16 protein-coding genes and 1 tRNA gene are annotated in these 13,868 nt (G+C 69.8%); 9 read left to right on the plus strand and 8 right to left on the minus strand.

Going from position 1 to position 13,868, the window contains the following annotated elements; genetic code table 11:
* Window positions 1–227 precede the first annotated feature (227 nt).
* Entirely contained in the window at window positions 228–1,211 is a 984-nt protein-coding gene (locus tag OG386_RS21025; protein WP_328789434.1) for an ArsA family ATPase, read from the plus strand.
* A gap of 23 nt (window positions 1,212–1,234) precedes the next feature.
* Window positions 1,235–2,575, plus strand: a complete 1,341-nt coding sequence (locus OG386_RS21030; RefSeq protein WP_328793306.1) for an ArsA family ATPase — start codon at window positions 1,235–1,237, stop codon at window positions 2,573–2,575.
* Between the two features lie 29 nt (window positions 2,576–2,604).
* Here the strand turns inward: OG386_RS21030 and OG386_RS21035 are convergent, their stop codons facing one another.
* The 3 genes from OG386_RS21035 to OG386_RS21045 form a co-directional block, all read right to left on the minus strand.
* Window positions 2,605–2,955: a WhiB family transcriptional regulator gene (locus tag OG386_RS21035; protein ID WP_030009547.1), complete on the minus strand. Its 351-nt coding sequence runs from the start codon at window positions 2,953–2,955 to the stop codon at window positions 2,605–2,607.
* A 402-nt stretch (window positions 2,956–3,357) separates the two neighbouring features.
* Complete coding sequence (locus OG386_RS21040; protein WP_328789435.1) at window positions 3,358–3,660, minus strand: hypothetical protein; 303 nt, start codon at window positions 3,658–3,660, stop codon at window positions 3,358–3,360.
* A 50-nt stretch (window positions 3,661–3,710) separates the two neighbouring features.
* A complete protein-coding gene (locus OG386_RS21045) occupies window positions 3,711–4,946 on the minus strand; it encodes an IS110 family transposase (protein WP_328789436.1) in 1,236 nt (411 codons plus the stop codon).
* A gap of 318 nt (window positions 4,947–5,264) precedes the next feature.
* Here OG386_RS21045 and OG386_RS21050 point away from each other — a divergent pair, with 318 nt between their 5' ends.
* On the plus strand, window positions 5,265–7,568 hold the full coding sequence (locus OG386_RS21050; RefSeq protein WP_328789437.1) for a transglycosylase domain-containing protein: 2,304 nt from the start codon (window positions 5,265–5,267) through the stop codon (window positions 7,566–7,568).
* 89 nt (window positions 7,569–7,657) lie between these two features.
* Here OG386_RS21050 and OG386_RS21055 read toward each other — a convergent pair whose 3' ends face one another.
* Window positions 7,658–8,119, minus strand: a complete 462-nt coding sequence (locus tag OG386_RS21055) for a GatB/YqeY domain-containing protein (RefSeq protein ID WP_030009270.1) — start codon at window positions 8,117–8,119, stop codon at window positions 7,658–7,660.
* 68 nt (window positions 8,120–8,187) lie between these two features.
* On the opposite strand from OG386_RS21055, the gene OG386_RS21060 reads away from it, so the two are divergent.
* The 5 genes from OG386_RS21060 (at window position 8,188) to OG386_RS21080 (ending at window position 11,107) form a co-directional block, all read left to right on the plus strand.
* Window positions 8,188–9,126 carry a metallophosphoesterase gene (locus OG386_RS21060; RefSeq protein ID WP_327384047.1) on the plus strand — a complete coding sequence of 313 codons (939 nt, stop codon included), beginning with the start codon at window positions 8,188–8,190 and terminating at the stop codon, window positions 9,124–9,126.
* Window positions 9,127–9,138: 12 nt separating this feature from the next.
* Window positions 9,139–9,846, plus strand: coding sequence for a Pr6Pr family membrane protein (locus tag OG386_RS21065; protein WP_328789438.1), 708 nt, complete (start codon window positions 9,139–9,141; stop codon window positions 9,844–9,846).
* 39 nt (window positions 9,847–9,885) lie between these two features.
* Window positions 9,886–9,959, plus strand: a tRNA-Pro gene (locus tag OG386_RS21070).
* 115 nt (window positions 9,960–10,074) lie between these two features.
* Window positions 10,075–10,545 carry a hypothetical protein gene (locus OG386_RS21075; protein WP_328789439.1) on the plus strand — a complete coding sequence of 157 codons (471 nt, stop codon included), beginning with the start codon at window positions 10,075–10,077 and terminating at the stop codon, window positions 10,543–10,545.
* A 256-nt stretch (window positions 10,546–10,801) separates the two neighbouring features.
* On the plus strand, window positions 10,802–11,107 hold the full coding sequence (locus tag OG386_RS21080; protein ID WP_328789440.1) for a hypothetical protein: 306 nt from the start codon (window positions 10,802–10,804) through the stop codon (window positions 11,105–11,107).
* Window positions 11,108–11,132: 25 nt separating this feature from the next.
* On the opposite strand, the gene OG386_RS21085 is transcribed toward OG386_RS21080, so the two are convergent.
* Window positions 11,133–11,732, minus strand: coding sequence for an SgcJ/EcaC family oxidoreductase (locus OG386_RS21085; protein ID WP_328789441.1), 600 nt, complete (start codon window positions 11,730–11,732; stop codon window positions 11,133–11,135).
* A gap of 126 nt (window positions 11,733–11,858) precedes the next feature.
* Between OG386_RS21085 and OG386_RS21090 the strand changes: the two genes are divergently transcribed.
* Window positions 11,859–12,329: a MarR family winged helix-turn-helix transcriptional regulator gene (locus OG386_RS21090; protein WP_328789442.1), complete on the plus strand. Its 471-nt coding sequence runs from the start codon at window positions 11,859–11,861 to the stop codon at window positions 12,327–12,329.
* 9 nt (window positions 12,330–12,338) lie between these two features.
* Here the strand turns inward: OG386_RS21090 and OG386_RS21095 are convergent, their stop codons facing one another.
* The 3 genes from OG386_RS21095 to OG386_RS21105 form a co-directional block, all read right to left on the minus strand.
* The gene (locus OG386_RS21095) at window positions 12,339–12,617 is read right to left on the minus strand and encodes a hypothetical protein (protein ID WP_189743857.1); all 279 of its coding nucleotides are present in this window, start codon (window positions 12,615–12,617) and stop codon (window positions 12,339–12,341) included.
* Between the two features lie 75 nt (window positions 12,618–12,692).
* The gene (locus OG386_RS21100) at window positions 12,693–13,217 is read right to left on the minus strand and encodes a DUF5956 family protein (RefSeq protein ID WP_328789443.1); all 525 of its coding nucleotides are present in this window, start codon (window positions 13,215–13,217) and stop codon (window positions 12,693–12,695) included.
* Window positions 13,218–13,269: 52 nt separating this feature from the next.
* Window positions 13,270–13,866: an HD domain-containing protein gene (locus tag OG386_RS21105; protein WP_328789444.1), complete on the minus strand. Its 597-nt coding sequence runs from the start codon at window positions 13,864–13,866 to the stop codon at window positions 13,270–13,272.
* Window positions 13,867–13,868 lie beyond the last annotated feature (2 nt).

Below are 13,868 nucleotides of genomic sequence, written 5' to 3' on the forward strand. Positions count from 1 at the left end.
GTGCCTGGAGCGCGGGACGCATGCCGCCCCCGGAACCGCCGGTCGGACACCTCACCCGGGCAGGCGCCGCACCGACCCGGACGGGGGCTCCGACGGGGCCAGGACGGCTCGGACGGCGCCTAGACGGGGCCGATCCGGGTCGAACGTAACGGAGCTCACCCCCGAACACTCCGGCAGAACCACCCGGCACCACCGGAGTCGAACCCGAGGAATTAGGCTCGGACGCTGTGAGCAGGCTCCAGGTGGTCAGCGGCAAGGGCGGCACCGGCAAGACCACGGTCGCCGCAGCACTCGCGCTTGCCCTCGCACGCGAGGGCGGACGGACTCTTCTGGTGGAGGTCGAGGGCAGGCAGGGGCTCGCGCAGCTCTTCGGCGCCGAGGCCCTCCCCTACGAGGAACGGAAGATCGCCGTGGCGCCCGGCGGGGGCGGTGAGGTCTACGCGCTCGCCATCGACGCCGAACGGGCGCTGCTGGACTACCTCCAGATGTTCTACAAGCTCGGCTCGGCCGGCCGCGCGCTCAAGAAGCTCGGCGCCATCGACTTCGCGACGACCATCGCCCCCGGGCTGCGCGACGTGCTGCTGACCGGCAAGGCGTGCGAGGCGGTGCGGCGCAAGGACAAGTCGGGCCGCTACGTCTACGACCACGTGATCATGGACGCGCCACCGACCGGTCGCATCACCCGGTTCCTGAACGTCAACGACGAGGTGGCGGGCCTGGCCCGGTTCGGGCCGATCCACAACCAGGCCCAGGCCGTCATGAAGGTCCTCAAGTCCCCCGAGACCGCGGTGCACCTGGTCACCCTCCTGGAGGAGATGCCCGTCCAGGAGACCGCGGACGGCATCGAGGAACTGCGCCAGGCCGGACTGCCCGTCGGGCGGGTCGTCGTGAACATGGTCCGGCCGCACCATCTGGACGAGGACACCCTGCGCACCGCGGCCGGCGACCACCGCGCCGAGGTGGCGAAGTCGCTGTCCCGGGCGGGCCTCGGCGGCGCGCGGCGCGGCGGGCTGGCCGAGCGGCTGGTGGACCCGCTGCTCACGCAGGCCGCCGAGCACGCGAGCCGGGTGGAGCTGGAGCGGGCGCAGCGTGCCGTACTGGCGGGGCTGGACCTGCCGACGTACGAACTGCCCCTGCTCGGCGCGGGGATGGATCTGGCCGGACTGTACGCGCTGGCCAAGGAACTGCGGAAGCAGTCGGTGGCCGAATGAGCGAGGGGGTGGACACCGTGAGCATGGACACTCCGCCGCTGCTGGCGGTCGACCGGCTGTTGGACGACCGGGAGACCCGGATCATCGTGTGCTGCGGGGCGGGCGGGGTCGGCAAGACCACCACGGCCGCGGCGCTCGGCGTACGGGCGGCCGAGCGCGGGCGCAAGGCCGTCGTGCTCACCATCGACCCGGCGCGGCGGCTCGCGCAGTCGATGGGGATCGACTCGCTGGACAACACCCCGCGGAAGGTGGAGACCGTCGGGGCGGGAGACGGCGAACTCCACGCCATGATGCTGGACATGAAGCGGACCTTCGACGAGATCGTCGAGGCGCACGCGGACGCCGAGCGGGCCCGGGCCATCCTCGCCAACCCCTTCTACCAGTCCCTGTCGGCCGGCTTCGCGGGCACGCAGGAGTACATGGCGATGGAGAAGCTCGGGCAGCTGCGCGCCCGGGACGACTGGGACCTGATCATCGTCGACACTCCGCCGAGCCGGTCCGCGCTGGACTTCCTGGACGCGCCGAAGCGCCTCGGGTCCTTCCTGGACGGGAAGTTCATCCGGGTGCTGATGGCTCCGGCGAAGGTGGGCGGCCGGGCCGGGATGAAGTTCCTGAATGTCGGCATGTCGATGATGACCGGCACCCTCAGCAAGCTGATGGGGGCCTCACTGCTGAAGGACGTCCAGACCTTCGTGGCCGCGATGGACACGATGTTCGGCGGCTTCCGCACGCGCGCGGACGCGACCTTCCGACTGCTCCAGGCTCCCGGCACGGCCTTCCTGGTGGTCGCCGCGCCCGAAGCGGACGCCCTCCGCGAGGCGGCGTACTTCGTGGAACGGCTGGCCGCGGAGAACATGCCGCTGGCCGGCCTGGTGCTGAACCGGGTGCACGGCAGTGGCGCCGACCAGCTGTCCGCCGAGCGGGCGTTGGCCGCCGCAGAGAATCTTGAAGAAGGCGGCATTGTCGATCAGGAGTCCGGGAAAGCTGGACTTCGTGACTCGGGAGCGGAAGCCACCGAGCCCACTGGAACTGCCGAGACCGCCGGGTCCGCCGAGACTGCGCGGACCGCACACAGCGCACGGACCACACGCACCACCCGGACCGCGAACCCTCCCGAGACAGGCTCCCCCGGCACCGAAGGCGATACCGCGGTCGTCGACCGGATCACGGCAGGACTGCTGCGCCTGCACGCCGAACGCATGCAGGTGATCGCGCGTGAACAGCGCACACGCGATCGGTTCACCTCACTGCACCCCGAAGTGGCGGTGGCTGAAGTGGCCGCCCTGCCCGGCGATGTGCACGACCTCGCCGGGCTACGGGCCATCGGAGAACGACTCGCGGCCGGGGTGCCGGCCGGAGCGTAGGCGTTCGTACGTCGTGGCGGCCGTGTGATCTACCCGGCTGCCGCGTACGTCTCGTACGACACGTCGATCTCCGCGTCTGCATCCATGGTGAGGATGCCCGTACTGCGCTCGTACTCCGTACGTGCGGTTTCGAGCAGCCGTCGCCACGAGGTGACGGTGGGACGCCGGCGCAGCAGCGCACGTCGTTCCCGCTCGGTCATTCCGCCCCATACGCCGAACTCGACACGATTGTCGAGCGCGTCGGCCAGGCACTCGGTCCGCACCGGACATCCGGTGCACACCGCCTTGGCCCTGTTCTGTGCCGCTCCTTGAACGAATAGTTCATCCGGATCGGTAGTGCGGCAGGCTGCCTGCGCACTCCAGTCGGTAACCCAGCCCATCCCGGCGCCGTCCTCTCCCGAATCGAGGCTCCCCCACGGCGGTAGCGGCATATTCACCGCTGCCAGTTGAGGACGTTACGGAAGGCGGGCACCGTGCAACACCCCCGACGGGCCCAATCTTGAATGGTCCGAACGGACTATGGGTAAGCGGCAGATCACCCGACGGAGTGATCCGGCGACATGCCCGACCATTACGGCAATTCGGGTGTAATCGTCGGTTCGACTTCAGTAGAGGGGCAAGATTCGGACATACGTCCACCCCGTTCGGGAAGGGTGAAAATCAAGCCGAGGGGTTGATGTCGCACCACACTGCTGTGACAGTTGGGGACAGCTTAGGCCAAGGCATTCGCGCGTGTCCGGCGAATGAGAACGTAGACACCTCACGTTGTTATGCCGTCAAGTTCAGGGGATGAGGCCTCCGAACACGGCGCGGTCGTAGAGGCGCTGGTGCCACTCGTTTGCGCCAGAAGCGGGCTTGCTGGTCAGCACGGGATTCGGGCCGGTCTCGATGAGGTGTAGCAGGGTCCAGGCCACGCCGTAGCAGTCGTCCGGGCCGAAGCAGGAGACGAGAGCCTGCGCCTCGTCCCTAGTGACCGGCTTGGCGATCGCGCGGAGCTGCTGGTCACGCCGGTCGATCTCTTCTTCGCTCGCGTCCCAGTCGGGGAGCGGGCCGTCATCAACGAACGTCTGCACTTCGGGTCTCATGCTCGAATGATCGGTCGCCGGCGCCACCGCGAGCAAGGCTTCTTCCCAGGTCACGCCGCTTGTGCTTCTGCCGACGACGGTGCCGGGAACGCGGACTGCTCGTCAAACAGCTTGTGGTGCTGAAGGCAGTGGTAGAGCTGGCCGATCATGCGGTTGAACACGTTGCGCTGGGCGGCTGCGTGCCAGTCGCCTTCTTCGCGTCGGCGCCGGTAGTGCGCGTTGGCGCCGGTCGATGCCCTCAGGGAGGCGAAGGCCCAGAGGTAGCCGGCGTGGTTGAGCCGGTCGTTCTTCACCCACCGTCTGGTGATGGCGGACTTCTTGCCCGAGGCTCGGGTGATGGGTGAGGAACCGACGTAGGCCTTAAAGCCGCGGGCATCAGCGAGACGGGCGCGGTCGTCTCCGATCTCGGCAAGAACTCGGGCGGCGAGCTGGATTCCGAGGCCGGGGAAGCTCAGCAGGACCTCGGCGTCCGGGTGCTGGGGGAAGGCTTCTTCCACCGCTTCGGCGAGCTGGTCTGCAGCGGTGCAGGCCGCATCAAGCTGGATGAGGAGGGCGAGCATCTGCTTGCCGAGCGCATCCTCAACCAACGGCGGCTGGTGGGCCCATTCGTCTCTGAAGACCTCGCGGAGGCGCTCGGCTTCGGCCTCGACGCCGCGCTGGCGGCCGGCGCGCTTGAGGGCGGCCTGGATCTGGGTGCGGGTCAGACGTGCGGCCCTGGTCGGGGTCGGCGCGGTCTTGAGGAGTTCGCGGGCTTCGGGGCGGCACAGGCCGTTGGTCCAGGCCGCGAAGGCGGCCAGGGCGGCGGGGTAGTACTCACGCAGCAGGGAACGGAGCTGGTTGGCGAGCTGCTGCCGGTTCCACAGAGAGTCTTGCTGTGCTCGGGCCAGGACGGCGATCGCGCGGCCGAGGTCCGAGTCGTCGGGCACGGGCCGGTGCGCGTGCATGTCGGTGCGCAGGATGTTGGCTAGGACCAAGGCGTCGCCGGGGTCTGACTTCTTGCGCGAGACGCTGTGTCGGTCGCGGTAGCGGGCAGCGGCCATGGGGTTGATGGCGAACACCTTGCGCTTGCCGGTCCGCAGGACTGCGACCAGCAGGCCGCGGGAGGTCTCGATCGCGACCGGGATCGGGTCCTCGGCGGTGTCGCCGTACTCGGCGAGCAGTTCCAGCAGGATCTTGTAGCCGGCCGCGTCGTCGGTGATGCGCCGCTTGGCCAGCAGCTGGCCGGTGTCGTTGACCAAGGCGACGTCGTGGGTTCGTTCTGCCCAGTCGATTCCGCAGTAGATCAAGATTCCCTCCCCAGATTTCGGTGTTTGCGCTGGTCACGAGCTCATGCGGGCCACGCAGCGACCTAATCCCAGGACTCGGCACAAGGGCCGGTCCGCCACCTCACTAGCCGTTCGTGACGCCAGCTCACCCCACGGGCCTCGGTCTCAGCAGGAGCTCAGAAAGCTCGGGCGTATCAAGAGGTCGCCGCGCCGCGCACCCGGTCTACGTTGAGGCCTTAACGGCCCGGCTGCCCTTGGATGTCACGGTCTGGTACTCGAACATCCCGACAGACCCCTGGTCTCGCGGAATGCCGCTAACAACGGATTAGGCTGCCCCCTATGGGAAAGAAGCGCTCGGGCGGCGGGCTCACGGGGAGCCAGCAGGCCGCCAAGTTCCTCGGAGTGTCCGTCCTCTCCGGGGTTGTACTGGCCGGCATGGCGATTCCGGCCGCAGGCGCCCTGGGCCTGGCGGCCAAGGGGACGGTCGAGGGGTTCGATGAGATCCCGGCCAATCTCAAGACTCCGCCGCTGAGTCAGCGGACCACGATTCTGGACGCCGAGGGTGTCTCGATCGCCACCATCTATTCGCGCGACCGTCAAGTGGTCCCGCTCACGGCGATCTCCCCGTACATGCAGAAGGCGATCGTCGCCATCGAGGACTCGCGTTTCTACGAGCACGGCGCGGTCGACCTCAAGGGCATCCTGCGCGCGGTCAACCGCAACGCACAGGAGGGCGGCGCCGCACAGGGCGCCTCCACCCTCACCCAGCAGTACGTGAAGAACGTGTTCGTCGAAGAGGCCGGCGACGACGAGACCAAGGTGCGCGAGGCCCAGGAGAAGAGCCTCGGCCGCAAGATCCGCGAGTTGAAGTACTCGATCCAGGTCGAGGAGGAGCTCGGGAAGAAGAAGATCCTCGAGAACTACCTCAACATCACCTACTTCGGGCAGCAGGCGTACGGAATCGAATCCGCCGCCCAGCGCTACTTCAGCAAGCCGGCCAAGGACCTGACGCTGGAGGAGTCCGCACTGCTCGCGGGCGTCGTGCAGTCGCCGAGCCGGTACGACCCGGTGAACGACGCGCAGGAGGCGACGAAGCGCCGCAACGTCGTCCTGCAGCGGATGGCCGACACCAAGGACGTCTCGCAGGCGGAGGCGGACGCGGCGAAGGCGAAGCCGGTCACCCTCAAGGTGACCAAGCCGAAGAACGGCTGCATCACCGCCGTCAAGGGCGCGGGCTTCTTCTGCGACTACGTGCGCAACTCCTTCCTGACGGACCCGGCCTTCGGCAAGACGCGCGAGGAGCGGGCGAAGATCTGGAACCAGGGCGGCCTGACGGTACGCACCACCCTGGACCCCCAGTCACAGGACGCGGCCAACGAGTCGATCAAGGACCACGTCTACCAGGAGGACTCGATCGCGACGGCCGTGACCATGGTCCAGCCGGGCACCGGCCGGGTGCTGGCGATGGGTCAGTCCAAGCCGTACGGCTTCGGGAAGAACGAGACGCAGATCAACTACTCCGTGGACAAGCGGATGGGCGGCTCGAACTTCGGCTTCCAGGTCGGCTCGACCTTCAAGCCGTTCATCGCGGCGGCCGCCATAGAGCGGGGCATGCCGCCGACCAAGGTGTACCAGGCGCCGAACAAGATCGACTATCCGACGCCGATCCCCAAGTGCGACGGCACGCAGTGGCTGAACCTGCCGATCGACGGCAAGATCCAGACGGCGAAGAACGAGACCGAGGACGAGATCGGTCCGTACGCGCTGCGGACGGCGATGGAGAAGTCCATCAACACGTACTTCGTCGAGATGATCGGCGAGATCGGCCTCTGCCCGGTGACGGAGATGACGCAGAAGCTCGGCGTGGTCCCGGCCGACGGCTCCAAGCTCCCCGAGGCCCCGTCGATCGCCCTCGGCTCCGCCGAGCTCTCCCCGCTGACGATGGCCAACGCGTACGCGACCTTCGCCAACCGCGGTGTCTACTGCACGCCCGTCGCCATCGAGTCGATCACCGACGCGCACGGCAAGGCGCTCGCCGTGCCGAAGTCCAAGTGCGACCGGGCGATGGCCACCGAGACGGCCGACACCATCAACACCCTGCTGCGCGGAGTGGTCGACTCCGGTACCGGTGAGCGGGCCGGTCTGAGCGACCGCGACAGCGCCGGCAAGACCGGTACGACGGACTCCCGCTACAACGCCTGGTTCGTCGGCTACACGCCGAACGTCTCCGGCGCGGTGTGGGTCGGCTCGGGTGGCGCGAAGAAGATCACGATGGAGAACATCGTGATCGGCGGCAAGCCCTTCGACAAGGTCTTCGGCGGCGGCCTGCCCGGCCCGATCTGGAAGGACGCGGTCAGCGGCGCGCTCTCCGGCCGCGAGTCGGGGAACTTCGTCACGGTCGGCATCCCGGAGCCGACCGTCCCCTCCGGCGGCCCGCGCGGCAACAAGCCGACCACGCCCCCGACCCGGACCGGCAAGCCCGGCGGTGACGGCAAGCCCGGCGGCCGGCCCGGCGGTCAGACCGGCGGGAACCACGGGGGTGCCACGGGCGCCACGGGCGACGTCCAGCCGCAGCCCCCGTTCCCCGGGATCTCGATCGACCCGAACACCGCCGGAGTGATCGGCGGCCGCGACGACCAGTAGCGGTCGACGCACAGCGCGAAAAAGGGGGAGGGCCCCGGCCGACACCGGCCGGGGCCCTCCCCCTTTTCGTTCTTTTTCGCTCCGCGGTCCTACGAGAGCTGCTGCTTGACGACGGCGGCGACCCGCCCGCCCTCCGCCAGCCCGGCGACCTTCGGGTTCACGATCTTCATGACGGCGCCCATGGCCCGCGGCCCCTCGGCACCCGCGGCCTTGGCCTCCTCGACGGCCGCCGCCACGATCGCCACGAGCTCGTCGTCGCTGAGCTGCTTGGGCAGGTACGTGTCGAGGAACTCGCCCTCCGCGGTCTCGCGCGCGGCCTGCTCGGGACGGCCGCCCTGGGCGAAGGCCTCCGCGGCCTCGCGGCGCTTCTTCGCCTCCTTGGCGATCACCTTGAGGACTTCCTCGTCGGAGAGCACACGTGCCTCCTTGCCCGCGACCTCCTCCTTGGTGATGGCGGAGAGGGTCAGGCGCAGCGTGGACGAGTGCAGCTCGTCGCGCGCCCTGATGGCGGTCGTGAGGTCTTCCTGGAGCTTGGCCTTGAGCGTGGTCATGCAGGTGAGTCTGCCAGGTGCGGGGGCAGTGGCGCTCACCTGTTTTCCGGGTCTGAGACGATGGGTCCATGCGTGCGCGTTACGGAGTACCCCTGAAGGCGGCTGCCGGAATCGCTGCGGTGGGGGCCGCAGGTGTGGCCTATGCCGCCGGTTTCGAGGCGCGGTCCTTCCGCCTGCGCCGGGTCACGGTGCCTGTCCTTCCCCAGGGGATGCGCCCGCTGCGCGTGCTCCAGGTGTCCGACATCCACATGGTCGGCGGACAGCGCAAGAAACGTGCCTGGCTGCAGTCCCTGGCCGGCCTGCGCCCCGACTTCGTCGTGAACACCGGCGACAACCTCTCCGACACCGAAGGCATCCCCGAGCTGCTCGACGCGCTGGGCCCCCTGATGTCGTTCCCGGGTGTGTACGTCTTCGGGTCGAACGACTACTACGGGCCGCGGCTGCGCAACCCCGGGCGCTACCTGATCGAGCGGACCCAGGGCCGGCACGGGCTGAACGGCAACAAGCCGGTCGTCGGTGCCGTCCACAACCCGTGGGAGGAGATGCGGGACGCCTTCGACGCGGCCGGCTGGCTGAACCTCACCAACACCCGGGCGCGGCTGAAGTTGGACGGCCTGGAGCTGGCCTTCACCGGGCTCGACGACCCGCACATCAAGCGGGACCGCTACGCGAGCGTCGCCGGCGGCCCGGAGGCGGACGCGGACTTCTCGATGGCAGTGGTGCACGCCCCGTACCTGCGCGTCCTGGAGTCCTTCACGGCCGACCGGTACCCGCTGATCCTCGCCGGCCACACCCACGGCGGACAGCTGTGCATCCCCTTCTACGGGGCGCTCGTCACCAACTGCGATCTGGACACGAAGCGGGTGAAGGGGCTCTCCACGCACGAGGCGGCCGGCAATCGGGCGTACCTGCACGTCTCGGCCGGCTGCGGCACCAACCGGTTCACCCCGGTCCGCTTCGCGTGCCCGCCGGAGGCGACGCTCCTGACGCTCACCCCGAAGGGGTAATACGCTGCCGGGATGACCACCCCGTCGCACCTCGTCCCGGTGGTGTTCCGTGGCCTGATCGCCGCGGCGGCCGTGGTGGGGGTGGGCATCGACTGCGCGTACGGCAGCGTGCCCGTCGTCCTGAGCTACTTCACGATCTGGACGAACATCCTGGTCGCGGTCGTCCTCGGTCTGTCCGCCGCGCGCGCCTGGCGGCGCCGGCCCGACGTCGCTCCCCTCTACCGGGGCGGGGTCCTCCTCTTCATCCTGATCACCGGGCTCGTCTTCCACCTGGTTCTCGCCAACCCCTCCAGCCCCTTCAACGTGGTCGCGGACCTCGACAAGCTGACCGGCGCGAGGGCCGTGGCCAACCAGCTCCTCCACACGGTCACCCCGGCCGGCGCCCTCCTGGACTTCCTCCTCCTGACTACCCCGCGCACCCTGCGCCCGCGCCACGCCGCCCTGTGGCTGGCCTACCCGTTGGCGTACGTGACCTTCGCGCTGCTCCGCGGCGCCCTCCTGGCCCCCGGCACCGCGCGCCGGTACACGTACCCCTTCATCGACGCAGCCCGGTACGGCTACGCCCACGTGGCCCTGAACGCGCTGGTCCTGGGCGCGGCCTTCTACGCACTCGGCCTCGCCCTGATCACGGCGGACCGCTTCCGCCCGACGCCTTCCCTGGCCCCGCGCCCACTCCGCGAAAACCGGATTTCGTCTCCGGCGAGAGGTCCGCTAAAGTAATCGATGTCGCCAGGACAGCAAGTGCTGCAAGGCGGCGATCGGGGTGTAGCGCAGCTTGGCAGCGCGCTTCGTTCGGGACGAAGAGGTCGTGGGTTCAAATCCCGCCACCCCGACAGAGTAAGACCAGGTCAGCCACCTACCAATATTGGTAGGTGGCTGACCTGTTTGTGCTGGACCCGCTGGGTACGGAATCCGAAGGGGCCTCCGATCGGTCGAGGGAGTGTCGGAATGGCTTATGTGCTGCAAGCCGTGATCGCCGGAGACGAGCTGCTCCGTGATGCTTTGCGGGACCTGCCCGCGGCCAAGGTGGCGCCCCTCAGCCAGGGCCTGTCGCTGGCGCCGATGACCAGCGCGTTGTTCGATGCCGTCGCGGACGGAACCGACGTGGACCATTTGGGGTTCTGGCGCCTCCCGGGAGGCTTCGACCGGCTCCTCGCCGACTGGTCGACCGCCGGGCCGCTGGCCTACGTGGAAGCCGAGTACTTCGGTGGCGTGGGCGAGCAGCACGCTGCGGTCTGGGCCGGCGGAGCCATCGTGCTGGGACCGCTCCACGTGCACGAGGGCCAGCCGACACCGCCTGCCGGCAGCCCGATCTCGCAGGCCCTGCGGCGGCTGGGCCTGCTGACGATCGGTGCAGAAGACGAGTTCTCGGCGGCGGGCCTGGTCCGGCATCGCCACAGTGGGGGATGGATCGCCTGAGCGATGGCTTCCGGATTCCCGCATGGTCGGGCAAGTTCCGCGCTCCGCCCGCGGGTTGTGCCCGTGCCGATCTGAGTGACCTACCCGATGAACGAGGTGCCCGATGACGGTCTTCCAGTGCCGTGGCTGCCTCCGTGCGGTGACGCCGGCCGTCACCGAGCGACCCCTGCCGGACCCGCATACGGATGACGGGTGGTACCGGCCGGAGGCCGGGCCCACCGATGCGAACGGTCACTGCGACCGGCCGATCGTGCGGATGGCCCCGGGGACGTTCGCCGTCGACCCCGATCCTTCCGGCCCGCCGTACGTACTGGACGAGTCGTCCGGCCTGCTCGTCGAATCCGGTCCGAGCCGCACCGTCGTGCTCAACCCCGGCGACGGCATCGGCCTGGAGGAGCACCCGGACGTCGCGATGCGCCGCGGCTACTGCTGTGGGATGGACGGCGAATGGGGGCCCAACCTGGTCTGCAGGTGCGGGGCGGTCATCGCCACCGTCCATTCGGACTGCTATCAGGTCCAGGAGCTGAGGCTGCAGCCGGGCGCCGTCGAACGCTCCGATTGACCGGGCTTCCCCGCGGCGTGCGGGGTCACCTCTCCGCCTTCGGCGCCGTCGCCGGCGAGAAGAGGAACGAGAACCGCTCCATCACGTTCCTGCGCTGCGTGTTGTGGAAGGCGGCGATGCGCCAGGTGCCGTCCGGGTCGCGGACCAAGGTGTACGTCTGGACCTTGGAGAGCTCGGTGGGGCCGGGCTTCGCACCCGTGTAGTCGTCGCCGCGGCCGGTCAGGACGGCGGCGTCGGCTCCTAGGAAGCGCAGGTCGAGGAAGGTCGCCGCGAGTTCGGTGCCTTTGACGAAGTCCTTGAAGAGCGCGCGGTGGCCCTCGGTGATGTCGGAGCGGCCCTCGTAGTGACTGCCGACGTAGGTGGTGTAGGTGGCGTTCTCGGTGAACTGTCGGCCGTACGCGTCCGCGTCGCCGCGGGCCCAGGCGGTGGTGAGGGCGTCAATGGTGGCGCAGATCGCCTCGCCGTCGGCGCGGTTCGCGCCCGCCGGTATGACGTCGGCGCAGGTTTCCGTGCCGGTGCGGCGGACGTCGGAGGTGGTGTCGAGGTAGAGGTACGCGCCGCCGGCGCCGAGGGCGAGGAGGGCGGCGGTGACGAGGGCGGCGCGCTTGAGGATCTTGGTGTTCACGGGGTGCCTCTCGGTCTAGGGCACGAGCGGATGACGGCCGCCGCCGCGTTGATTACACTGACGCAGCAACTGCACGCATGCATTATCTGCACGTGTGCAGATAAATGACAAGGGGAAGGGTTCGCGATGGCGGAGCAGGACGACCGGCGGGCGGTCTTTCGGGGCTACGTCGACGCCGTGGGGCTGCACGGCATGGCGGGCGCGGAGGCGGCCGGCCTCCAGGCGTCCGAGTGGTACGCGCTCAGCCGGATCACCCTGGCAGGCGGGCTCACCTCCGGCGAGCTCGCGGCCGGGACCGGCCTCACGACGGGGGCGACGACGCGGCTGATCGACCGGCTGGAGCGTGCGGGGTACGCGCGACGCACCGCCGACCCGGCCGACCGGCGCAAGGTCGTGGTAGAGGCCGTGCCCGGAGCGCTGGCGCAGGTCGAGGCCGCCGTGGGGCCGGCCCGGAAGCGGATCGGCGAGGTGCTCGCCGGGTACTCGCCGGAGCAGCAGGAGTTGCTGTTCGACTACTTCAGGCGCGCGGCCCCCGCGTTCCGGGAGGCGACGGAGGAGATCCGGTCGGCGACGCTGGAGCGCAAGGAGAGCCGGTAGCCGCCGCCGTCAGTAGGGGCGGGGGGACATGATGTGCGGCTCGATGGCCGGGGCCTCGAAGATGCAGCGGGGTACGCCCGGCCCGGGTGTCGCGCGGACGGAGACCTGTGTCGGTGGATCCGTCGGCAGTTCGACGTGCACGGTCACGGGATGGTCGTCGTGCGTCGTGGCGTGTCCGGTCTCCTTGCCGTCGACCAGTACCTCCACGACGGCGGTGTGCCCGGTCTGGACCGTGGCGCTGACCGAATGTCCGTCGTGGTCGATGTGGAAGTGATGGCGCCGACCCATGAGATCGCCTCCCTGCGTTACCCCCTCACGACAAGCGTAGCCACGGCGGCGCGGGACGGCTCCTTCCCTGCCCGCTCACGGCTCCTCGGGGGCGGCAAGGGCAGCGAGGGCGGCGAGTTCCTCCCGGGCCAGGGCGAGGAAGGCCGCGGAGGGCCGGGCCTCCACGGCCCGCGCCCCGGCCAGGTCGTCGAGGTGGTCGAGGAGCGCGCCGAGGGTGGTGAAGGGGCCGACCGGGCGGAGCAGCCACAGGCGCCCCCGCGGGCGGGGCGGGAGCCCGAGCCCGGCGAGGGCCTCGTCGGCCTCCCGGTCGAGGTCCCGGAGGTCGGGCTCGGGCAGCGGGGCGCACTCCACGCCGGTGATGTGGCCGTGGCCGTCGAGGGCGGTGTCCACCGCCCAGTGGGTGGACCGGTCCGGGATCCAGGTGCGGTCCGCGGGGGGCCAGACGTACGGGAGGAACACCCAGCGCAGGTCATCGGGGGCCGGCTCCCAGCCGAGCACCTCCAGCTCCCGCATCTCGGGCAACCGGTCCGGCTCCAGTTCGCTGCGGCCGGTGCGGCGCAGTGCGAGCGGGTGCGGCGTTCCGTCCTCGTCCCACGACATGCGGGCACGTTATCCGACACGGTGACCGATATGTGTGACCTCCGCGTACGGGCTACCCCTGCGGCCGCTCCAGCGGGTTGGCCGCGATCCGGGTGGCCGCGCCGCCGGCCACGTACGCGGCCGCCGCGCAGTCGGGCTTGCGGGCGGCCTGGTCCTGGACCAGCGCGAGGAACGCGGCGCCGAAATCGCCCCGCGGGTACGCGGCGAGGAGGTCGGCCGTGAAGGCGGGATCGAACTCGGCGACGCGCAGGCCCGAGACGTCCGCGCTCGTCCCGACCTGCAGCAGGTGGCTCTCCGCGTCCTCGGCCGCGCTCACGTCGTCCCGCATGTGCAGGACGATGACCTCCTCGGCGCGCGCCCGGCGGGCCGCCGGCCAGCCCAGGCCCGCCGTCAGGACGCGCGCGACATGGCCGCCCGCCTCCTCGAAGGGCAGGGTGTGGCTGTCGAAGGGCGCGGTCAGGCCCAGATCGTGCACCAGGGCGCTGACGTAGAGGAGTTCCGCGTCGTACGCCAGCCCGTTCTGCTCCGCGTACCGGGCTCCGAAGGCGTAGGAACGGACCGAGTGGTTCAGGAGGGTCGTGTCCGCGTACTCCGAAGCGATCTCGAGAGCTGCGCGGGCCGATGCCGTGTCAAGCGTCCACGTCTTCATGG

It is taken from the genome of Streptomyces sp. NBC_00273, from assembly GCF_036178145.1.
Lineage (GTDB): Bacteria > Actinomycetota > Actinomycetes > Streptomycetales > Streptomycetaceae > Streptomyces.